The 21,387-nt window shown below is 68.2% G+C and carries 21 protein-coding genes and 1 pseudogene; 10 read left to right on the top strand and 12 right to left on the bottom strand.

The features are described 5' to 3' along the window. Positions 1 to 24 precede the first annotated feature (24 nt). From VEW47_10995 to VEW47_10975, 5 genes are all read left to right on the top strand, one after another. Entirely contained in the window at positions 25 to 621 is a 597-nt protein-coding gene (locus VEW47_10995) for a sigma-70 family RNA polymerase sigma factor (protein HYS05705.1), read from the top strand. After that, entirely contained in the window at positions 618 to 1,637 is a 1,020-nt protein-coding gene (locus VEW47_10990) for a FecR family protein (GenBank protein ID HYS05704.1), read from the top strand. The genes VEW47_10995 and VEW47_10990 overlap by 4 nt, the downstream gene beginning before the upstream one ends. A gap of 55 nt (positions 1,638 to 1,692) precedes the next feature. Continuing rightward, positions 1,693 to 4,026: a TonB-dependent receptor gene (locus tag VEW47_10985; protein HYS05703.1), complete on the top strand. Its 2,334-nt coding sequence runs from the start codon at positions 1,693 to 1,695 to the stop codon at positions 4,024 to 4,026. A gap of 271 nt (positions 4,027 to 4,297) precedes the next feature. Further along, complete coding sequence (locus VEW47_10980; GenBank protein HYS05702.1) at positions 4,298 to 4,693, top strand: hypothetical protein; 396 nt, start codon at positions 4,298 to 4,300, stop codon at positions 4,691 to 4,693. Positions 4,694 to 5,235: 542 nt separating this feature from the next. After that, a complete protein-coding gene (locus VEW47_10975) occupies positions 5,236 to 5,508 on the top strand; it encodes a hypothetical protein (GenBank protein HYS05701.1) in 273 nt (90 codons plus the stop codon). Here VEW47_10975 and VEW47_10970 read toward each other — a convergent pair. The 9 genes and pseudogenes from VEW47_10970 to VEW47_10930 form a co-directional block, all read right to left on the bottom strand. Continuing rightward, complete coding sequence (locus tag VEW47_10970) at positions 5,459 to 6,820, bottom strand: APC family permease (GenBank protein ID HYS05700.1); 1,362 nt, start codon at positions 6,818 to 6,820, stop codon at positions 5,459 to 5,461. The genes VEW47_10975 and VEW47_10970 overlap by 50 nt on opposite strands. Further along, positions 6,817 to 8,034 (bottom strand): aminotransferase class I/II-fold pyridoxal phosphate-dependent enzyme, encoded by a 1,218-nt coding sequence (locus tag VEW47_10965; GenBank protein ID HYS05699.1) that lies wholly within the window; start codon positions 8,032 to 8,034, stop codon positions 6,817 to 6,819. The genes VEW47_10970 and VEW47_10965 overlap by 4 nt, the downstream gene beginning before the upstream one ends. A 326-nt stretch (positions 8,035 to 8,360) precedes the next feature. After that, on the bottom strand, positions 8,361 to 8,897 hold the full coding sequence (locus VEW47_10960) for a hypothetical protein (GenBank protein ID HYS05698.1): 537 nt from the start codon (positions 8,895 to 8,897) through the stop codon (positions 8,361 to 8,363). Next, on the bottom strand, positions 8,884 to 9,426 hold the full coding sequence (locus tag VEW47_10955; protein ID HYS05697.1) for a sigma-70 family RNA polymerase sigma factor: 543 nt from the start codon (positions 9,424 to 9,426) through the stop codon (positions 8,884 to 8,886). The genes VEW47_10960 and VEW47_10955 overlap by 14 nt, the downstream gene beginning before the upstream one ends. Before the next feature lie 22 nt (positions 9,427 to 9,448). Further along, on the bottom strand, positions 9,449 to 9,574 hold the full coding sequence (locus VEW47_10950) for a hypothetical protein (protein ID HYS05696.1): 126 nt from the start codon (positions 9,572 to 9,574) through the stop codon (positions 9,449 to 9,451). Positions 9,575 to 9,745: 171 nt separating this feature from the next. Continuing rightward, a complete protein-coding gene (locus VEW47_10945; GenBank protein ID HYS05695.1) occupies positions 9,746 to 10,309 on the bottom strand; it encodes a superoxide dismutase family protein in 564 nt (187 codons plus the stop codon). A 97-nt stretch (positions 10,310 to 10,406) separates the two neighbouring features. Further along, on the bottom strand, positions 10,407 to 11,423 hold the full coding sequence (locus tag VEW47_10940; protein HYS05694.1) for an alkaline phosphatase family protein: 1,017 nt from the start codon (positions 11,421 to 11,423) through the stop codon (positions 10,407 to 10,409). Further along, a pseudogene (locus VEW47_10935) lies at positions 11,420 to 11,767 on the bottom strand (redoxin domain-containing protein). The gene VEW47_10940 and the pseudogene VEW47_10935 overlap by 4 nt, the downstream one beginning before the upstream one ends. Positions 11,768 to 11,779: 12 nt before the next feature. Further along, on the bottom strand, positions 11,780 to 12,232 hold the full coding sequence (locus tag VEW47_10930) for a hypothetical protein (protein ID HYS05693.1): 453 nt from the start codon (positions 12,230 to 12,232) through the stop codon (positions 11,780 to 11,782). A gap of 23 nt (positions 12,233 to 12,255) precedes the next feature. Here VEW47_10930 and VEW47_10925 point away from each other — a divergent pair, with 23 nt between their 5' ends. The 5 genes from VEW47_10925 to VEW47_10905 all read left to right on the top strand — a co-directional run bounded on the left by VEW47_10925 (position 12,256) and on the right by VEW47_10905 (position 16,598). Continuing rightward, positions 12,256 to 12,831: a GNAT family N-acetyltransferase gene (locus VEW47_10925; GenBank protein ID HYS05692.1), complete on the top strand. Its 576-nt coding sequence runs from the start codon at positions 12,256 to 12,258 to the stop codon at positions 12,829 to 12,831. Positions 12,832 to 12,941: 110 nt separating this feature from the next. Beyond that, positions 12,942 to 13,451 (top strand): hypothetical protein, encoded by a 510-nt coding sequence (locus tag VEW47_10920; protein HYS05691.1) that lies wholly within the window; start codon positions 12,942 to 12,944, stop codon positions 13,449 to 13,451. 53 nt (positions 13,452 to 13,504) lie between these two features. Continuing rightward, positions 13,505 to 14,272, top strand: a complete 768-nt coding sequence (locus VEW47_10915; GenBank protein ID HYS05690.1) for a hypothetical protein — start codon at positions 13,505 to 13,507, stop codon at positions 14,270 to 14,272. Beyond that, positions 14,266 to 15,873 (top strand): NAD(P)/FAD-dependent oxidoreductase, encoded by a 1,608-nt coding sequence (locus VEW47_10910; GenBank protein ID HYS05689.1) that lies wholly within the window; start codon positions 14,266 to 14,268, stop codon positions 15,871 to 15,873. Before VEW47_10915 ends, VEW47_10910 begins: the two co-directional genes overlap by 7 nt. 191 nt (positions 15,874 to 16,064) lie before the next feature. After that, the gene (locus tag VEW47_10905) at positions 16,065 to 16,598 is read left to right on the top strand and encodes a hypothetical protein (protein HYS05688.1); all 534 of its coding nucleotides are present in this window, start codon (positions 16,065 to 16,067) and stop codon (positions 16,596 to 16,598) included. Between the two features lie 74 nt (positions 16,599 to 16,672). On the opposite strand, the gene VEW47_10900 is transcribed toward VEW47_10905, so the two are convergent. From VEW47_10900 to VEW47_10890, 3 genes are read right to left on the bottom strand one after another with little or no spacing between them, the layout of a single operon-like run. After that, complete coding sequence (locus tag VEW47_10900) at positions 16,673 to 18,163, bottom strand: trypsin-like peptidase domain-containing protein (protein HYS05687.1); 1,491 nt, start codon at positions 18,161 to 18,163, stop codon at positions 16,673 to 16,675. A 27-nt stretch (positions 18,164 to 18,190) separates the two neighbouring features. Continuing rightward, entirely contained in the window at positions 18,191 to 19,747 is a 1,557-nt protein-coding gene (locus VEW47_10895) for a trypsin-like peptidase domain-containing protein (GenBank protein ID HYS05686.1), read from the bottom strand. Next, complete coding sequence (locus VEW47_10890; GenBank protein ID HYS05685.1) at positions 19,722 to 21,308, bottom strand: trypsin-like peptidase domain-containing protein; 1,587 nt, start codon at positions 21,306 to 21,308, stop codon at positions 19,722 to 19,724. Before VEW47_10890 ends, VEW47_10895 begins: the two co-directional genes overlap by 26 nt. Between the last annotated feature and the right edge of the window lie 79 nt (positions 21,309 to 21,387).

The following is a 21,387-nucleotide window of genomic DNA, read 5'->3' as shown; positions in this document are numbered from 1 at the left end:
CGGATGAGCGGCAAGCGAGGGGCGGTGCCTGAGCCGGAGCACGACGACCGAAATCTGGTCAAGCGCATGCTCGCCGGTGAGGAACAGGCCTTCGAGGAATTCTTCGAGGGTCACTTCACCAGGCTGTACCGCTTCGCCCTGCCTCGCGTGGGACAGAACGCGGACGTCGCCGAAGAGGTGGTCCAGGCGGCGCTGTGCAAAGCGATTTCCGCATTGAAATCATGGCGCGGAGAGGCGGCGTTGTTCACCTGGATCTGCACCTTCTGCCGGCACGAGATCAGCGGTCATTACCGCCGTAGCGGGAGAGCGCCACAGCCCATGGGCTTGATCGAGGACGCGCCGGACACGGGACCGGGGCTGGTGCGTCTCGCCGAGCGACCCGTCAACGCGCCCGACGCCGAAGCACAGCGTCGGGACGAAGCCCGCCTGGTGCAGGAGACCCTCGACGTCCTTCCGGCACGATATGGAAATGCCTTGGAGTGGAAGTACATCCAGGGGCTGTCCGTAGGCGAAATCGCCGCCCGCCTGAAAGTCGGCACGAAGGCGGCGGAGTCGTTGCTGACGCGCGCCCGGCAGGCGTTCCGCCTGGCCTTCGTTCCCGCCCGGGAGCAGGACAGATGAGCCACGACACCGAGGGTCCGCCGAGATCGCCCGACCAGGAGCCCTGCGGCGATGACGATCCGATCGCCGGGCTGCTTCGTGAGGCCGGGGCCCGCCCGGCGGTCCCACAGGTGACGTCGGCGCGCGTCCGGGCGGCGGTCCATGCGCACTGGCGGGCCCAATATCAGGTCCTCAGACACCGACGGATCGTGCTCTGGGCCGGCTGCTCGCTCGCCGCCGCGGCGGCGATCGTCGTCGCGATCAGGCCGGGAGGGTGGTTCCCCAAGGCACATTCCCCGGGGACGACCGCGCCGATCGCGACCGTGCGGCGGGCGGAGGGCTCGGTCCGCCGGGAGGGGGGCGGGCCGCTCCGGGTCGGCGACAGCCTCGCCTCGGGAATCGAGCTCACGACCGGAGCCGACGGGCGCATCGCCCTCTCGCTCGCCGGCGGAGAGTCGGTGCGGCTGGACTGGGACACGCAGGTCCGCCTCGAGCCGGGAACGGTCCTGAACCTGAACCGCGGCGCCGTCTACATCGACAGCGGCACCCGGTCCGCGCGACGGAGTCCCCTCGCCGTCGTTACGGAGATGGGGACGGTCCGCGACATCGGCACGCAGTTCGAGGTCCGCGTCGGGGACGACACGCTTCAGGTCAGCGTGCGCCAGGGGGCCGCGCATCTCACGCACCGGGGTAGGCCGTTCGAGATCCTTGCCGGCACGCGCCTGCGCGTCAGGACGGAGGGATCCACCGAGACGGAGCCGCTGGCGGCCGGAGATCCCGACTGGGCCTGGGTTCTGGCCATCGCTCCGCCGTTCGACCTCGAGGGGCGCACGTTGGGCGAGTACCTCGACTGGGTCTCGAATGAGACCGGTTGGCGCGTGCAGTTCACCGAGCGCTCGTTGGAGCAGACGGCTGTCCGGGAGATTCTGCACGGTTCGATTCAGGGTCTTCGCCCGGATGAGACCCCGGCGGCCGTCCTGCCGCCCTGCGGGCTCCGTCATCGACTCACCGGCGACACGCTGGTGATCGAGCGGTGATGCGGAGTCTCGATTGACTGCTTGACCCGAGGACCGTTCGCCGTAGAATTCGGCGGTGAGGCTTGCCTCGAATTGGCAGCGGCACCTGGCGCCGGTCCTTCTGGCGGCGCTCGTGGGGGTCGGCAGCGCCGCGCGGGTCGACGCGGACGACTCCCGGCGGTACGCCGGGCGTCCGCTCGCGGAGGCCCTGGAAGATCTGAGGTCGCAGGGTCTCAGACTGATCTACAGCAGCGACCTGGTCCGGCCCGGCCTGATCGTCGCCGACGAGCCGGACGCCGCGCCTCCACGCCTCGTTCTCGATCGGCTCCTCGCCCCGTTTGGCCTGCGATCGCAGGACGGCCCCGGAGACACCGTGCTCGTCGTCCGCGGCCAGGACTCTGGAGCGGCCGGCCTGCCGGCCTTCAGGGAGGAAGTCGAAGTCAGCACCAGCGCTCCGCGGGCGACGTCCGATCAGCCCGGTGCGATAACGACCCTCGGTCCCGGTGCGCTGAGCGCGACGACGCAGTTCGGTGACGACCCGAGCCGGGCCGTTGCTCTTCTGCCGGGAGTTGCGGCGGCCGACAAATCGGCGGCGTTCGGCGTGAGAGGGGGCGAGGCCGACGAGACGCTGTTCGTCCTGGATGGTCTGGTCCTCCGGGATCCTTTTCACCTCAAGGACTTCCTCAATTTCTCCAGCGTCGTCGACGCGGAGGCGCTGGGCGGCGTCGAATTCTTGAGCGGCGCCTTCCCAGCCGAATACGGTGGCCGGATGAGCGCCATCGTCGACCAGTCCTCCAGGCATCCCGCAGGCACCCCTCGCGTCTCGATCACCACGAGCTCCGTCGATTCGGGTGTTCTCTCGGAAGGGGGCTTCCGCGAACGCAGCGGAGGCTGGCTCCTCTCGACGCGCGCCTGGCGGCCCGACGCCATGGTGGACACCGTCGATCCCGGCGGAGAGGGACTCAACCCCCTGTACTACGACCTGCTCGCGAAAGTCGAGACGACCCTCGCGGGAGGGACGATCCTCTCCGGGCACGTCCTCGCGGCACAGGACGCCGTCCATGCGGATGCCGCACCCGATCAGGGACGCGTGACGGCGGAGGACGGCAGCCAGTATGCCTGGTTGAACTTCGAGACGCCGTGGAGCGACCGCCTTTTCTCCAGGACGGTCCTGTCGACGGGTCGCTCGGAGCGCATCCGACATGGCGGTTTCGCGGACCCGGACACGGGGAACGGCCTGGTCAGCGACGAGCGTTCCAGCGCGTCCGAGGGATTCCGGCAGGACTGGCTCTACCGCCCGTCGGGAACCACGTTGCTGGGCTGGGGCTTCGAAGCCCGGCGGGTCAAAGCGGGTTACGACTACGCCAGTCATGTCGTGGCCGTCGATCCGCTGTTCACGGGCGGTCTCCCCGTCTCGACGGATCGAAGCGCGTCGCTTGCTCCCCTGGGTACCGAGCTCGGGGCGTTCGTGAGCGATCGATTCCGGCTGTCCCCTTCTCTCACTCTGGAGCTCGGCGCCCGCTGGGACCGGCAGACCTTCACGGCGGAGGACGAGGTCAGCCCGCGCATCAACACGGTCTGGGCGCTGGGGCCGCGCAGCGCGCTTCGCCTCGGATGGGGCCTGTTCTACCAGCCCCAGGGAACGGAGGAAATCCAGGTGGAGGACGGGGTCCGCGAGCCTTACGCCGCGGAGCGCGCCGAGCACCGGACGCTCAACTTCGATCACCTTTTCGCCTCAGGGCTCAGTCTGGGGGTCGGCGTCTACGACAAGGAGATGACCCGCCTGCACCCCCGCTACGTGAACCTGTTCAACCCGATGCTCATCTTCCCGGAGGTCGAGCCCGACCGCACGCGTGTCGATCCCGAGCGCGCCAGCGCGAAGGGAATCGAGCTCACGCTCGCGAGGGATGGCGGGCGGGCGCTGGCCTGGTGGGCCGCCTACGCGCTGGCCAGGGCGGACGACCAGATCGGAGGCCGGATGGTGCCGCGGGACCATGACCAGCGGCATACGCTCAATTTCATCGTGCACTACCGTCGCGGCGGCGCCTGGGACCTGACGCTGGCCGGGCAGTATCACAGCGGCTGGCCCACGACCGGAATCGAGACGGAGACCGTTCAGAACGCAGACGGCTCGCTCACCACGATCCCCATCCTCGGACCGCGGAACGGTCTGCGCTTCCCTCCTTACCACCGTCTCGATCTGAAGCTCAGCCGTCGATTCGAGTTCGACCGCGGCACTCTGCGCGCCTTCCTCGGTGTCACGAACTTGTACGGCCGGGACAATGTCTGCTGTGCCCGGGAAATCCGCTACCTGCCTCTGCCGGATGGGACATTGCGGGTCGAGCGCCAGGACGGATTCTGGATGCGACGGCTACCCGTGTTCGGCCTTACTTGGGAGTTCCGCCCCTGAGTTCTCCATATTGAAGAGGCCGGCCGCCGCATTGCTGTCCACTTCAGGCTTCACTACGCATAAGATCGAAGCAACCGATTACGCTTACAGCCAACAAGCGCTCTTCCCAACCCGTGGACGTGATTCCCTAAGAAACTGTCTCGCTGCCACTTAGCGGGCAGGGCCCACTCGCCTCCTGATGGCGCGGGACTTGCAGTCCTCCATCGTATCTCCCGGCGAGGCCTTCGCCCTCGACGGGAATCGTCGTGAAACGAAGGAGGAGGGTGAGCAAATGCAAAACGCGAAGAGCACGAGGTTTCTGTGGCGCTTCTTCGCCACGCTCGTGATGGGCGCGCTGCTGATTGCGCCGCTGGCCGCCACCCCGAAAGAGGACAAGGGAGGAGGACCCACTCGCCGTACCGGATCCGAGACGTGCTGGGTGACTCCGGACCCTGTCGCGAACGGCTCGCAGTTCACGGTCGCGGGGCAGGGCTTCAAACCCGGCATAACCCTGGACGTTTTCGTCGGCGAGGGTGGAATCGTGTTCGCGCAGGTCCTCGGCGACGGCACGTTCTCCTGTGTCGATCGTGCGACGTTCCTGTCGATCGGGACGAAGCAGATCAAGGTCTACCAGATGGGCGATCGGCACATGACCGTCCTGGCCATCTGTTCCTTCACGGTGAACTGAACCCGTCGCCGGCCCGATCCGAACAGAGAACGCCGGCGGCGGATTACTTGCCGCCGCTCGCGTGTCGAGTACGCTTACAGTTCCCTCGGGTGCTTGCCGCGACATTTGCGCCCGCTGTGCGGGGATGTCAATGAAGATCCGTTTCATGTGATAAGGCGGTTCCGCGTATCGCAACCAGGCGCGTCGGATTTTCACCTGCTACGAAAGCCGCATGGGGCGAGCCTTACAGCCGGGGGAATGGGGGGACGAGGGGCGGGCTTGAAACCGGTCCGGCCGGGCGCAATATTGAGCCCCCGTGAAGACCCTGGTCCGGCTGTTCATCCTCGTCGTCCTGATCGCCCTGGCCGTGCCGGTCCCCGCGATCCAGATTCCCCAGACGCGCCGGGAGTTCGTGGAGGCCGTGGCCGGGGGGGCGCGCTCGGTGAAGATGGAAACGTTCGTCGTCGAGCGGAGCCTCGGCGAGGTCTACGCGATCCTCCAGAAGCGAGTCATGAAGTGCCTGGACGTGGAGGTGAAGCGTTCGGGATTCGTGGGGAACCAGTATGGAGGTCAGCTCGTCCGACTACAACCCGACCTTGAGGAAGGTCGGGGCGGACAAGGCCGAGTTCTCGCTGCAGGTCGTGCACCGGCCGCGCGGCATCGGACCGACGATCCCGCCCGGGGGTCTCTACATCATGGCCGCCGACGTCCGGTCGACGGGCAAGGGGCGGACGGAGGTCGCGCTGTACCGTCCGACGATGGGCTACAAGGACCTGACACGCACCCTCAGGCAGTGGACCGCGGGTGAAGACGCGGACTGTCCGAAAATGAAGTGACCCCCGATCGACGCGCCGCCAGCCCGATGCCCCCCCAGACCAGAAGGACGATCCACTCGTAAACGGTGAAGTGGCCCGGTACGAAGGGCAGGACCTTCATCAGGACGAGCGTGGCCGCGACGATCATTCCGGTGACGGCGAGCGCCCGGTCGCGGGCCTTCGGCCGCAGACAGAAGAAGGCCGCGCAGGCCGCCAGCCAGCCAAGCGCCGAGGCCATCGAGCCGACTTCCGTGATCGGGACGAGGATGGCATCCCCAAGGCAGGCGGCCACGGCCGTGACACCGCCCAGCGCCAGCACGGCGACCGAAGGCGTGAGGTTCCTCTCGTGCACGCGCCCGAAGCCGGCGTGGAGGAGCCCCGCACGTCCAAGAGCGAACAGCAGGCGGCTGGCGGCGACGAGGTTCCCATTGAAGATCTTCAGGAGCGAAGCGAGCGCCGCCAGGAACAGCAGGCGGACCACGAATCGGCTGCCGAACGCCTGCTCGAAGGCCACCGCCGTGGCGAACCTCTCCTTCGCCAGCCCCTGCCAGGGGCGCAGGTAGGAGACCAGGGCGGCGACGGTCGTGTAGAAGAGGATCCCGACGACGAGCGCCAGCAGGATGGCCCGCTGGAACCCCCGGCTGCTGAACCCGGGCGCCGCCTCTTCGGCGCACTTCGGGACCGACTCGAAGCCGGTCATGAAGTACGGGACGATCTGCAGGACCAGAAGCACCGAAAGGACGGGGCCGTGGCTGAAGGGGGGCTTGAGATTCCCGAGCGACCCCCGGCCCGCCGAGGCGGCCGCGAAGACGACGAACAGGGCGAGCAGGATGAACGTCATCCACATCTGGAACGTTGCGCTCGGACGGATGCCGCGGTAGTTGACGAGAGTGATCAGCACCGTGAGCAGAAGACCCAGCGCCAGGCGCGGCAGGAACACCGGGTTCCCCGCCACGCGGTAGAGCTCGAACGTATCGAGGCCCGGCATGAGGTAGGCCGCGAGCCGGCCGATCGCGACCGCTTCCCACGGACAGACGATGAGGTAGGCGAGCATCATCATCCAACCGGTGGCGAAGCTCATCCCCGGCCTGAAGACCCTGGCGGTGTAGGCGATCTCGCTGCCGGCGTCGGGGATCGCAGCGACCAGACGCCCGTAGACCAGGCCGATCGGAACGAGCGCCAGGCCGCCGATCGCGAACCCGAGCACGACCCCCGCCGGCCCGCCCCGCTGCAGCCAGTCGTCCATCAGGACGAGCCAGCCGACCCCCACCATGGTGCCGAACCCGAGCGTGAAGTAGTCGACCGTGCGCAGCCGTCGCGCCAGACGGCTCATGCGCGGTGCGGAGGGGAGGGGGCGCGAAGCCGCAGCAGCCGGGCGGCGGCGTCGTCCAGAGTCCTGTCGCGCTTGCAGAACGCAAACCGGACCTGGTCGCGTCCATCGCCGGGATCGCTGTAGAAGCTGGACCCCGGGACGACGGCGACGCCGATATCGCGCACCAGGTGCGACGCGAACGAGATGTCGTCCGCGAAGCCGAACCCGCGGATGTCGGTCATGACGTAGTACGCGCCCCGGGGGACGTAGGCCTTGAAACCGGCCTGCCGCAGGGCGGGCAGCAGCCGGTCCCGGCGGGCGCGGTACCCCTCGGCGAGACCGGCATAATAGGTCCGTGGCAGGTCGAGGGCTGCGGCCCCCGCCTCCTGCAGCGGCGCCGGCGCCCCCACGGTGAGGAAGTCGTGCACCTTGCGGATGGCGCCGCTGATCGGGGCGGGGGCGATGGCCCAGCCCACCCGCCAGCCCGTGACGCTGTAGGTCTTCGACATCCCGTTGATGGTGATGGTGCGATCGCGCATCCCCTCGATCCGCGCCATGGAAAGGTGCGTGACGCCGTCGTAGAGGATGTGCTCGTAGATCTCGTCGGTGATGGCGAGCGCTTTGTGCTCGTGGCAGAGGTCGCGGATGAGCTCCAGCTCGGCGCGCGTGAACACCTTGCCGGTGGGGTTGTTCGGCGTGTTGAGGACGATCGCCTTGGTGCGCGCTCCGAACGCCCGGCGCAGCTCGCGCTCGTCGAAGGTCCACTCCCCGTCGGGGTCCTCCGGCGGGCGCAGCCTCACGAACCGGGGACGCGCGCCCGACAGGATCGCGTCGGGTCCGTAATTCTCGTAGAAGGGCTCGAAGATGACGATCTCGTCTCCGGCGTCCGTCACCGCCAGGAGCGCCGCGATCATCGCCTCGGTCGAGCCGCAGCAGACGGTGATCTCGGACTCGGGGTCGATCTCGAGCCCCTGCGACACCTTGACGTTGCGCGCGATCGCCTCCCGGAGGTTCTGCGCGCCCCAGGTGATCGCGTACTGGTTGATGTCCGCCGCGATCGCCTGCTGCGCGGCGCGCTTGATCTCCTCCGGGGCCGCGAAGTCGGGGAACCCCTGCGCCAGGTTGACGGCGTCATGGAGCATCGCCTGCCGGGTCATCTCGCGGATCACCGACTCCGTGAAGCGCTCCGTGCGGGCGCTGACTATGCGCTTCCCTCCGATCGCACCCGGGTCCATGACCGCGAAGCGTAGCACACCCCCGGGGGAGGAACGGCCGGGCCGATTCCCGGTTTGCCGTGGGCAAAATTCCGTCTTATAAGAGTTGTGTTCGGAGGCGGCGATAGCACTCGGTTTCGCCGCTCTTCCGGCTCTGGCGGACGGCACCGGAAATGGAGTCCGAAGTCGACACCGGGACCGACGGGCACTCCAGTAAATCTGATGTCACCGGTCTCGAGCGGGCCAAGGAGGCGGTGTCCGCCGGGTTCGCGAAGAGCATCGCCACGCTCCAGGGGCTCCTGGACAAGGTCCCGTCCGGAGGAAGCGGGGGCGCTGACGCCCTCCAGTCATGCTCGTCGGGCGGCGAGGACCGGGGTGGCCCCCGCCAGGAGCCCGGCGATCATCACACCGAGCCCCACGAGACCGTACAGCAGGCAGCCGACCGAGCCGGCGACGCCGGCGATCAGGCAGGCGGTGACGAACGGGATCGCGCGGCCGTCACGCGGGCGGGGCGCCAACACCCCGAGGGTGATGCCCCCGAGAAGACCACCCACACCACACACCGTCGGGAAGAGAAGACAGCCGCCCGAGGCGCAGACATGTCCGGTCGCCTGCGCCAGGATCGGCAGCAGGAGAGGAACGAAGCCGGCGACGAGACCCGGCCCGACACCGCGGCGGTAGCCCTGGCCGCGCCACTGGCAGAATGCGACAAGGAGGACGAGACCCGCGCCGGAGATGAGGGTAGGGCCGGGGTTGTGGCAGCAGACGAGCGCGATCCCGACGGCCGGCAGCAGGAGGAGGCTCCAGCGCAGGGCGGCCCCGAGACGCCCCATCTCGTAGGCGCGCCGCGCCCGTTCCAGCAGGAGGCGGTCAGGGTCGGCCATCGGTCGTCCTCCAGACGGAGCGCAACCGCGTCAGCGCGCGCTCGACCCTCTTCCTGAAGGTCGCGGCCGCGAGGGAGGGACGCTCGCCGCGCGCGTACAGGCGCAGCGTCTCGGCGTCTTCCGGTCGCAGCGCGCCCAGCGCTTCCTGCAGCATCCTCTCCGTGTCATTGGTCATGGCCTCCATCTCCGGGGTCTGCGCCCCGTCCCGCAGCCTCCCGAATGACCCTTCCCGGACGGCGTCCTCCCTGCGGCGCAGCCGGCGCCTGCGCAAAGTCTTGATCTCGAACGCGGTGATTCCGAGGGCCCAGGCGAGAGCGTTGCGCGACGGATCGAACTCGCCCGCCCTGAAGAAGATCTTCACGAGGGCCTCCTGGGCCGCGTCCTCCGCCTCCTCGGGCCCAAGGTGCCGGGCCGCGAAGCGGCGCAAGAGGGGCCAGAGGACCGCGAAGACCGGATGGAACGCGGAGCGGTCGCCGTCGGCGAGCCGTTCCATCTGCGTCTGCAACTCGGAAAGCGTTGCGCGGTCCATCCGGTCTTCGGTCGGTTCCGTTTCAGGGGCAGCAGATCGGGCAGCAACAGTGACTGGCTGCCGTGACGACCTTGTCGGCCGCCCAGGCGGCCATGGGGATCGCCGCCAGTAGGACGGCCGGCAGCACGCGATTCAGGAGCTGTCTCATCTCAATCACCTCCTCCCCTCGAAGCGTCGGACCTCGAGAGGGATAGGCGCGGCCCCGTCGTGGCGTGACAGGGATCGCCACGGCAAACAGCGATCCTGCCGGCGCCCCGCGCCGAGGAGTGCGTGGGAAGGGGGATTGAATCAGGGCGGGCGATGGCGCCCGGGCCGGGGGCTATTTCTTGGCCAGCTCCACGACACCGCAGGCGATACGCCCGCCGGCATTGCCGGTCGGCTGGGTCGTGAAGTCGTCCGCCTTGGCGTGGACGATGACCGCCTTGCCGACCACGTCGGTCTCCGGCGCGCCGCCGATCGTCCAGAGGTCCGTCGTCAGCGTGAGGGTCCCCTTGCCGTCGGCGCCGACGTCGATGACGCCGATGTCGCCGTGATGGAACGGCGCGGTCCCCCACTTGCCGTGGTTCTCGTGCGTCGGGTTCCAGTGCCCGCCCGCGGATGCGCCGTCCGGCGCGGTGCAGTCCCCCTTCTCGTGCAGGTGGACCGCGTGCGGCCCCGGCTCGGCCCCCACGATCATGACCTCGAGATTGACCTTGCCGCCCTCTTCGCGGAAGGTCGCCTCGCCGGTCACGTGGCTGTCGCTTTTCGACTGGATGACGGCGACCGCCTTCTTGTCCTGCTCCTTGGCGGCTGTCTTGGCCTTGTCACCGGCCGCGTAGCACCCCCCCGCCACCATCCCCGCGACCACCGCCACACCGATCAAAAAGCGGACTGTCTTCTTCACGTTGGCTCTCCTCTGTTGTCCTGGGTCTCGATGCCGGACGATCCTACAGGCGACCGGGTCGATCGTCAACGTGGCGCCCGCGCACCGGCGCGGCTTCTCAGGAGCCGCCGGTCCAGATGGTGTTGACCGGCGTCACGGCTCCGGCGTCGCCCAGATAGCCGGGCAGATCGAATCCATCCTCGAGCATGCGCAGCACGCTGTAATGATAGAAGGCTCCGTCGTAGGATCCGGGGACCGCGAGCGCGCTCAGGATCGCGCACGCGACGTGTCCCCCCTGGGCGAGCCCGTTCTTCTTGGCCAGGCCGCCGGCTCTCTCGTCCTCGTCGTAGACGATGATGATCACGCCGTCCGGGCCGAACGCGGGCGAGGCTTCGATCAGCGGGACCTCCCGCGCCAGGAACGCGTCGAACTGGGTGTAGCGGTTGTTGATCGGTGCGCAATTCCCCTCGCCGTCTTCACAGCCGTTCGGCAGGATGAGGTTGAAATTCGCGACGCGGCCTGTGGCCAGAGCCGCGTTGAAGAAACCCATCGGGTCGGTCCGGTCGCCCGCCGGGATGTCGTTCTGCAGACATTCCTGCGAAAGGTCGGTCGCCGACCACACGCCGTAAGCTCCCTCGATGTCGTCGAACAGGATGGCGGGGTTGCCCGTGGTGTAGAAGCCGGTCAGCGGACAGGGCGTGCTCGACTCGCAGGTCCCCCCCATGCCGGTGTCGCATCGGGCGCTTCCCCCCTCGAGCCAGGTCGTCCAGGTGAGGCGGCTGAGATCGAGCTGGTGGAACAGGTTGTCCACGTCCTGGTGGCATGCGGCGCCGTAATCCTGCTGCTCGCAGCGCGTGAACTGCCCCGACACCAGGGCGACGTAGTTCGCCTGCGACCAGTGCGTTGCCGCGTAGTACTCCGTGAGCCAGGCGGACCGCGGTCGGATCGACCCCATGAGGTAGGGGGCGTTGGTCGGCGTCAGGTGATCGTAGGTGGTGTTTTCGCCGACGATCAGGAAGACATGCCCGAACCGGGGCACTCCTTCGATCGTCCTGCTGGCGGCTGCTGCGGGCAGGCTCGACGCCAGGAAGACGAACGCCGCGAGACCGGGGCGGAAGAGCCGGAACGAGTTCATGATGGACCTCCGAGCTTGAGATCGTCCACGATCTTCAGCACCTGCTCCGGCCGGGCGCGCACCGCGATCGAATCGGTCAGGTTGGCCCAGCGCACGGTTCCCTGGGAATCGATCAGGAATTCGGCGGGACGGGAGATGTCCGTTCCGCCCGGCCCGGCCTTCTCGTGGACGAGGTCGTAGAGACGAATGGCATCCGAGGAGACGTCGGAAAGGAAGGTGAACGTGTAGCCCTGCTTGCCGCAAAGCTCGCGGTTCCGCTCGGGTGGATCGACGCTGATGGCCACAAGACGCACGCGTCGGGCGTCGAAATCGACGAGCCGGTCCTGGAAACCCCGTAACTCGGAGTTGCAGAGCGGTCACCAGTATCCGCGGTAGAAGATCAGGAGCGCGGCCCGTGCCCCCGCCCCACCCCCCGCCTCCGCCTCGAAGAGCTTCGAGAGGCTGACCGGGTTCCCGTCCGTGTCCGGCAGCGTGAAATCCGGGGCCTTCTGGCCGACTCGCGGCGCGCCGTTCGACGGCGGAAGCTGTCGCAGTGTGTAGAAAATCGAAACAAGGAACAGCCCGAACAGAGCGACCCCGGCCGTCAGGACGATCGAGCCCGAGATCTTCCCTCGATAGATCTGCGGCTCCCGGAAGGCCCGCCTCAACCCGAAGACCATGAGGAGGAGGCCCGCGCCGAAGATCAACAGGGTCGCCCAGGGGAGGTCCCGCGTGACCGGGAACCGGACGAAGACGGTCAGGTAGGTGACGGGGGCGGCAAGAACGACCAGGAAGCCCGCCCACAGGAGAGCGTTCCAGCGACGTTTCATCCCGCGCAATCTCCAGGGGGTGCATGCAGTATAGCGCAGCCCGCCGCTCCCTGGGATACGATTTCCGGCGCACGGGGAAGGAGCGTGACATGGCGGAGGACATCCTCATCGTGAAAGCCGGCGCCGAGCGCATTCAACACCTCGAGCCGCTCTGGAAGGTCCTGCACTCCCGGCACCTGGAGGTCGATCCCGGGCTGCCGGGAATCCCGATCCGATCGCAGGAGGAGGCCTGGGATGGCCGTCGCCGCCTCTACGCCGCGTGGCTCGCCGAACAGGACGCTTTCCTCCTGATCGCGGAGCAGCGGGGACGGCCCGTCGGATACGCCTTGACCCACCTGCACGAGGCGGACGAGAGCTGGGACACCCGCGGCCGCTTCGGTGTCCTCGAGAGCCTGTCCGTTCTGCCCGAATTGAGACACCGCGGTGTGGGGAGGCGGTTGATGTCGGCCGTGTACGACGAACTTCGCAGGCTGAAGGTCGCGGTGCTGGACATCGGAGTCGTGGCGACCAACGAGAGCGCCCGGCGGTTTTACGAGCGCCAGGGCTTCGCGCCCTGGCTCATCCATTACCTCGGCGTCATTCCCGGCCCGGGCGGCTGAGTCCGCGCGCCGGAGTGCGGCGGCGTCATCTCCTGCTGCACTCGAGCCGCGGGAACATCCTGAGTCCGGGCCGGCGCGGACGCGTGCTGTCGTAGAGTGCGGAACGCACCATGCGCACCGTTCATCTGTTGATCGTACCGTTCCTGCTGGCCTTCCTGCCCCCGGCCCTTGCCGCGGACCCCCCTCCTCCCTGCGGCGCGCCGCAGCACCGCCAGTTCGATTTCTGGATCGGCGAGTGGGACGTGCGGACGCCGGACGGCAAGCGGGCTGGAACCAATCGCATCACCGGGATTCTGGGCGGCTGCGGACTCCAGGAAAACTGGACGGGGGCGGGCGGCACCACCGGCACGAGCCTCAACACCTACGACGCCACCCGCGGTCTCTGGCACCAGACCTGGATCGACAGCAGCGGCTCCGTCCTGCTGCTCGAGGGATCCTTCCGCGACGGCAGGATGGTCCTCGAAGGCGTGACGCGCCCGGCCCGCGGCGCCACGACCCACGATCGAATCACCTGGGAGCCGCTCGTGGGCGGCGACGTCCGCCAGGTCTGGGAGCAGTCGTCGGACGGCGGCACGAGCTGGACGGTGGTGTTCGACGGACGGTACACCCGCAGGCGCTGACGGCCCTGCGCGAAGGACATTTCTGCTATGGTGCGCGCGTGCGGACGTCGCGCGTGGCGAGACCCGGGGGCGGAGGGCTGGTCGGGGCCGTTCTCTGTCTTCTCCTGGGCGCCGATACCGCGCGCGCGGGCGACGAGATCCAGGTCTACAACGCCGAGATCAATCCTCCGGGACGGTTCAGCCTGCAGCTGCACGGCAACTACGTTCCCCGCGGCCGCGCCGCCCCCGAGCATCCCGGCGGCCTGGTTCCGGACGGAGCCTGGAACGGCACGCCGGAGTTCGCGCTCGGCCTGACCGATTTCTGGGAGGTGGGTCTGTACCTCCCTTATGCGGTGACGCGTGGCGGTGATTTCGCCGCGGGCGGGGCCAAGCTGCGCACGCTCGTCGCCTCGCCACACGCCCACGACCGGCGCTTCTTCTACGGCGTCAACTTCGAGCTGGGCTATCAGCCGCGCCTGTTCGAAAAAAGCCATTGGAACTCGGAGATCCGTCCGATCATCGGCTGGCGCCGCGCCCCGCTCGAATTCATCCTCAATCCGATCGTGGACGTCGTTCTGAGCGGACCGCGGCATACCGTCGATTTCGCGCCCGCGGCGCGCCTGGCGTACCTGTTCTCCTCCACCTGGGCCGCCGGGATCGAGCACTACGCCGACTTCGGTCCCATCGACGATTTCGAATCCGGCGGACGGCGCTTCCAGGAGGTGTTCCTCGTCGGCGACTATTCCGGCCCGAAGCTGGACGTCGATTTCGGAATCGGCCGGGGTCTCACCGCGGGGTCGGACGACTGGACCGTGAAGTTCATCCTCGGGTGGGGATGGTGAGCGGGCCGTTCGACGTCATCGTGCTGGGGGCCGGACACAACGGCCTCGTGGCGGCGGCGTACCTGGCGCGCGGCGGGATGAAGACCCTGGTCGTCGAGCGCCGGCCGATCGTCGGCGGCGCCTGCGTCACGGAGGAAATCTTCCCGGGGTACAAGTTCTCGACGACGTCCTACGTCCTGTCGCTCCTGCGCCCCGAGATCATCCGGGATCTTCGGCTGCGGGAGCACGGCCTCGAGATCCTGCCGTGCCGCACCTCGTTCACGCCGTTCCCGGACGGACGATCGCTCCTGCTCGGGCTCGGTCCGGAGGAGGACGCGCGTCGGATCGCGCGCTTCTCCAGGAAGGACGCAGAGGCCTATCCCCGGTTCAACGCCGCCATCGCCCGCATGGCCGACTTCGTCCGCCCGACTCTGGCGATGCTTCCTCCAAGCCTGCCCTCCCCCGGCGTCGTCGACCTGCTCGGCCTGCTGAGGCTGGGGAACCGATTTCGACGTCTCACCCTGGCCGACCAGACGCTTCTTCTCAAGACGATGACCATGAGCTGCTCGGCGCTCCTGGATGAATGGTTCGAGTCGAAGGAGCTGAAGGCCGGCTTCGCCGCCACCGGGACGATCGGCACGTACGGCAGTCCGAGCGCGCCGGGGACGGCCTTCGTCTTCCTGCACTACTACCTCGGAGAGGCGGACGGATCACCGGGCTCGTGGGGATTCGTGCGCGGGGGGATGGGGGGCGTGACCCAGGCCCTGGCCGCCGCGGCCCGCTCCCACGGCGCGGAGATCCGGGTCGGCGCGCCGGTCGAGCGGATCCTGGTCGCGGACGGCGCCGCCCGGGGGATCGTCCTCGAGGGAGGCGAGGAGATCCTCGGCCGGTGCGTCGTCTCGAACGCCGACCCGAAGCGCACGTTCCTGGGATTGATGGAACGCTCCCAGCTGCCGCCCGATTTCGTGCTCGGCATCGAGAACGTCCGCTGCGTCGGCAACTCGGCCAAGATCAATCTGGCCCTCTCGGAGCCTCCCGACTTCACGGCCCTCCCCGGCGACGGACCGCATCTGCGCGGCTCCATCCAGGTCTGCGGGCAGAGCCCCGGATATCTGGAGGAGGCGTTCGAAGACTACCGGGCCGGACACCCGTCGCGCCGGCCCTACCTGGACATCGTCCTCCCTTCGACCGTCGACACGACGCTCGCGCCTGAAGGCCGCCACGTCCTGTCGATCTCGATGAAGTTCGTCCCCTACCGCCTGGCCGAGGGGGACTGGCCGTCCCGCAGGGAGGCCCTCGGGGACCTGGCCGTCGACACTCTCGCCTCGTACGCCCCGAACCTGCGCCGGGCCATTCTCCACCGCCAGGTCCTCACGCCGCTCGACTTCGAGGAGATCTACGGCCTGACCGGCGGAAACATCTGCCACGGCGACATGGCGCTCGACCAGCTCTTCGCGATGCGCCCGCTCCTCGGTTGGGCCCGCTACCGGACTCCGATCGATAACCTTTATATGTGCGGCTCCGGGACGCACCCGGGAGGAGGGGTCATGGGAGCGCCGGGCAGGAACGCGGCCCGGGTCGTCCTGAAGGACCGGCGGAGCGGGCGGCCGCGCCGGGGCTGAACGGGACGAATCCGTCATCCTCCCCGTCCAGGCTCCTCTCCGATCGCCGTCCTCTGCTCCTCCCGTCACACGATCGTGATCCCCGCGACACCTTGCGCGGCGCGGGCTTGCCGGATTTCGGGGCGGCCGCCATATTGACACCTCGAGTCCCGTGCCTCCCCGCGGGGTGACGGGACAGGGAGGATTCCAGCATGGACAGGGCGCGCGCTCTGGGCATTCTCGCCGTGATCGCTCTTCTCACCGGCGGCTCACGTCTCATCGCCGACGACACGTCGCAGAAAGAGGTCACGACGACCAAGGACGGCAACACAGTCACCCGTCACGGCACGGTGACCGGCCCCAACGGCAAGACCACGACCAGCGAGTCGACCACGACCCGGAGCGGCAACACCGTCACGCGCGTCGGCACCACCACCGGCCCGAAGGGCAAGAAGGTCACCACGCAGAACACCTGGACCAATGACGGCAACACGATCACGCGCCAGGGCACCGTGACCGGCCCCAACGGGAAGACCGCGAGCAGCAGCGCCGGCTGGACCAAGGACGGCAACACCGTCACGCGCGACGGCTCGACCACGGGGCCGAACGGCGGGACCGTGAGCAGCCACGGCACCTGGACCAAGGACGGCAACACGATCACGCACGAGGGGACGACCACGAAGCAGGGCGCCGCTGCCAAGAAGAAGCCGCGGGCGCGCGTGCCACGGCCCAGAGCGCATTCCTGATCGAACGCACGCTCCGAACGGCCCCGGCCGATGGATCGGTCGGGGCCGTTCGTTTCGGTGGAGATCGGAAGAGACTAGAGCGCCGCAGTAGGGGTCAGGATTTCCCACAGGTAAAGCTCGCGCTTCGTCCCGTCCTTCGACTTGAATCGCAGCCCCAGGGCAAAGTCGAGGTCTGAATACGCCGTCTCGAGGCGCGTCTCGAGATCGGACACCGTGTGCACCGAGCGCCAGCGCGAGTTGTCCTTGGCACCGTGCAACCAATCCTTCTTGCTCAGGACGCTCTGCAGGACGTCCCCCGCCGCAATCTTGTAATGGACGAGCTCCGATCCCGGGACGACAGAGGCGACGACCAGCCTGTCGTCCCCCTGGGGGATCAGATCGAGGCCGGCGAAAAAACGCAACGCATCGATCCCGGCGAGCCGTGGGCGCTCCGGCCGCGGCGACAGCGTCACAGCAACGTGCTGGACATCCGCTCCCCGCATGATCTCGAGGGCGACCGGCTCCCCGGTCTTCATGGACAGCAGCCTCTCCTGCACGCGGGGCAGCGTGGAGACTTCCTCGTCCTGAACTTTCAGCAGACCATCGCCTCTCTTGAGACCGGCGGCGGCCGCCGGGCTGCCCGGGAAAATCTGCTCGATGACGAGCTTCGCCTGGGGCGGCAGCCTGTACCTCTCCCGCGCCTCGGAATCCACCGCGATGGTGTACGCCCCCAGCCAGGCGCGGGGGGGGGCGCCGGAGCGGATCCAGGCGAGCGCCCGGTCGATCCACTCCGCCGGGACGGCGTAGCCGATGCCGCTCTGTCCGAGGTAGACGCGCGAGCCCAGCACGAGTCCCGTGCTCATCCCGACGACCCGGCCGCCGGGGTCGATCATCGGCCCTCCGGCAAGCCCGCGCGGCAGCGATGCGTCGGTCTGGAGATAGTCCTCGATCGGGTGGTAACCGGCATTGCCGCGGTGCAGCCCGCTGACGACCCCGGATGAGACCACCACCGTGCCGCCGGGGCCCACGCCGCTCGAGAACCCGAGGGCGTCGAGGCTCTCCCCCGTGCGCGGCGGCTCGTTTTCGCGGACGCTCAACGGCGCCACGTCCTTGAGATCGGCCCGCAGGAGGGCGACTCCAATCATCGAATCGGTGCCGACGATGGACGCGATCACCGTCCGACCCGTGGAGGTCCGCAACGATACCTCCTTCGAGCCGACCAGCAGGCCGCTGTCCGTCACGAACTCTCCGGGCCCGATGGCGAATGCGCTCCCGAGAATCGCTCCGACCTGCACGTTCGACTCGCTGGCGAGCGAGTTGTAGGTCGAGGTCAGCTCACTGTCGTGGACCGTCACCACCTGCACCACGGCGCTGCGCCTGTCCGGAGTGGCGAGTGCGGGGACGGCAGGCTTCTCGAGCCTGTAGCCACAGCGTCCGCAGAACTGGGCGCCCGGTTCGAGCGGAGCTCCGCACTTCGGGCAGGTCGCGTCCTCCGCGAATCCCCAGAGCGCCGGACCGCACGCGATCAGGGCCGCGACGGTCAGCCCCCAGAGCGGGAGGCGTGTCAGGACCTCGCGTCGTCTCATCCTGGACTGTCTCCTGCGGACGCACCCCTAGTACACGGGTGGCGCCAGGAAATCGGGAAACAGGTTCACGTAATCCCGCGTCACCTTCTCGTCCCCTTCCTTGCGGACCTCCAGCGTCACGACGTAGGAGGAGGCGAAGCGCTTGTCGCTCACGGGTCCGTCCGCGAAGATCTCCTTGAACTTCGTCCGGATGGTCTCGTCGAACGTCGCGAACGTCTTGACCGATTTCTTGTCGACCGCCGTGATGATGTCGCCGTCCTTGTAATGCCCCTTCTCCCCCCGGCCGCCTCGCACCATGTTGGTGACCACCAGTCCCTGCTGCGCGCCCGGTCCGGTGGTGACCTCCTTGAGATTCACCTCGAGCGTCTCCTGCAGCTCATCGATCGGGTCGAGCATCACGCGCTCCGGCCGCTTCGCCGGCGTCACGGTCACCCGGGTCTCGGTGTTGCCGCGCGCGACCATCAGCGTCACGCCGGCACCGCCGGGCGGCGCCGCCAGCAGCCTCTTTCCCGCCTCCCAAATGGTCGTGATCTTCTCCCCTCCGACCTGCAGGAGGAGGTCCCCCGGACGGAGCCCGGCCTGGACCGAGGGCGAACCCGGAATGAGATAGGAGATCAGCGGCTGGCCCGCGCCGCCGTCGAGGCCGAATTTCGCGCGCCGCCGCTCATCGGGAGCAGAAAGACCGATGCCGAAGAACGGCCGGACGGGCTGTTCGTGCCGGACGAGGGATGCGACGATGTCCTGCAGACCGTCGAGCGGCAGCGCGTAGGTGATGCCGTCGTCCGGACTCCCCAGGATCATCCCGGCGATTCGTCCCCGCGAGTCGACCAGAGGGCCGCCCGAGCAGCCGTCCTCGATCGAGTGATCGGTCCGCAGCAGGTTTTCGAACGAAACCTGAAAGGTGCCGGCCTGGCCGGTGGCGGTCAGGTGGCCGCGGTGGAGGGATACCGGGAGATATCGAACCACGTCGTCCTCGAAAACCACCGGGAAGCAGACCGCCCACGAGGACTCGGGCGGAGCCGGAACCGTCTGTGCGACCTGAATCGAAGGCACGGCTGGAATGTCCGCCTTCAGCACGCCCACCCCGGAGGGCAGGTCGTATCCCACGATCGAGGCGGGATACTCCCGATTGTTGTACGAGCGCACCCTCAGCTTGCTTTCGTCGGCGCCGATCAGAAAGCGCGCGTTCGTCAGCCACAGTCCCGGGCCTCCAAAAGGGAACGCGGTCGAGAAGCGGTTCCGCCGGCCGCCCACGATGACGCCCATCGAGGCGCGCGCGATCGCCTGCAGGCGGCTCTCCTCCGCCTCTCCAATGAGCCTTGTCATGTCCCATCCACAGGCGACGCAGTAGTGCCAGGCAGGATCGCACAGATAACCGCACCGCGGGCAGGTCGAGAGCTTCGGACCGGGCGGCTTCGGGAGCGGCGCCGGCGTCGGAGTGGCCTCGAGGCTTTCGGGCGGCGGCGGCAGAGCATTCTGGGCGAACAGGCCGCTCCCGACGAGACCGGCGGCCAGGGTCAGGACCGCCGCCCCGGGGCGCCGGCGCGGCGCAGGGCGGCTAGAGGATGATCGGCCAGAGCTCATCGAACACCAACGATGCGACGGGGGCTGACGGGTTGTCGATCTCGAACGTGGCGGCCATTTTTCCGCCGCGGTAGGCACGCTTCAGCGCCGACCTCAGATCGTCGAGGCTGTCGATCGGGATCGGCCTCGCGTGCGTCTTGTAGTAGCTCAGGGTGATCGGCTCCTCGGGCCAGTCCTGGGCCGGCAGCACGCTCTTGACCCGGAAGCCATCGTAAAGACCGGGCGCGCGGCGCGAACGGTAGGGGTCGCGAATCATCACCTGTTTCCGTTTCACGTCCTCCTCGAAGTGCAGGCGAAGATAGTTCTGCATGTCCTCGAGCGGATCGACGCGGGGCGCCGCCGGACGCCCGGTGGTCGTCACCGGCAGTTCAAGGGTCTTGCCCTGCCGGTCGAGCGCGAGTCTCACTGCGGCCCCGGCGCCCACGCTGGACACCGCCTCCTGGAGGAGATAGGTCGATGCCACCTGATGGCCGTTGACGCCGTACAGCACGTCCCCCGGCTTGAGACCGGCCCTGCCGGCCGGCGAGTCCGGCAGCACGTACTCCACGACCGAGCCGTCGGTCCTCGAAAGAGCGAATTTCTTGATGGCGTCGGAGTCCACCGAGCGGACCTGCACGCCGATGAATCCCCTCTCGTACCGTCCGTCCTTCGCCAGACGGTCGACCACCAGCCGCGCCATCCGGGACGGGATCGAATAGCCCTGTCCCTTCTCGCTGGAGAATACGATGTCGCTCACCCCGATCACCTGCCCCTGCACGTCCACGAGGGGACCTCCGCTGTTGCCGTGGGTGAAGTGTGCGTCGGAGTGCACGAACGACTCGACCTGATTCATCCCGACCCGCGTCCCGGCGATCCCTGACATCGTGCCGCGGGCGATCGAGATTCCGATGTTCAGCGGGTTCCCAATCACCCAGGTCTCCTGCCCCACCCGAATCGCGCCCGAGTCGCCCCACGCGAGGGGCGCCAGCGCGTTGGTGTCGATCTTCAGGAGCGCCAGATCGCTCGGGACGTCCACGCCGAGCAGGCGCGCGGGGAAACTCCTGCCGTCCTGCGTTTCGACGGTGAGGTCGGCCTGCATGCCGTCGGGGCTGGCGACATGCGCGTTGGTCACGATCTGGCCGTCCGGGCTGATGACGAAGCCGGAGCCGGCGAAGCGGCTGTCACTGTCCGACGTCTCGATCTTGCCGAGCATCGCCCGGTGGTAGTACTCGGCCTCCTCGTCCTTCCAATAGGTCATCGGGTACTTGTAGGTCGTCTTGGTCCGTACCCGGATGCGCACCACCGACTCCGAGACGCGGCGCATGACCTGCTGGATCTCGTCCGGGGAGATCGTTCCCGGCGAGCGGACGAAGCCCTGCACCCGGCGCTCGGGGTCGATCGCCGGCAGAGGGGTGCCGTCCTTCATGCAGAAGCGGTTTTCGGCGCGGTTCTGCGCTCCGCAGACCGGGCAGTAATGAAAGGAGGGATCGTCGGCGGAACGGGACGGGGCCGTGAGCGTACAGGCAAGAAGGAAGACCGTCAGCAGTCTCGGGCCGCGACGTTGCACCGGTTTGCGGGGCATTCCCCGTCTCCAGGGGGCCGATCGTGTGAGATATTCTAGGCGGAAGCTTCGGATTGGCGCAAGGGTGGTAGGCTCGGGC

Source organism: Candidatus Dormiibacterota bacterium, from assembly GCA_035635555.1.
Taxonomy (GTDB): domain Bacteria; phylum Acidobacteriota; class Polarisedimenticolia; order Gp22-AA2; family Gp22-AA2; genus Gp22-AA3.
The sequence above is the reverse complement of the archived record's forward strand: the minus strand, read 5'-3'. Positions and strand labels throughout refer to the sequence as shown.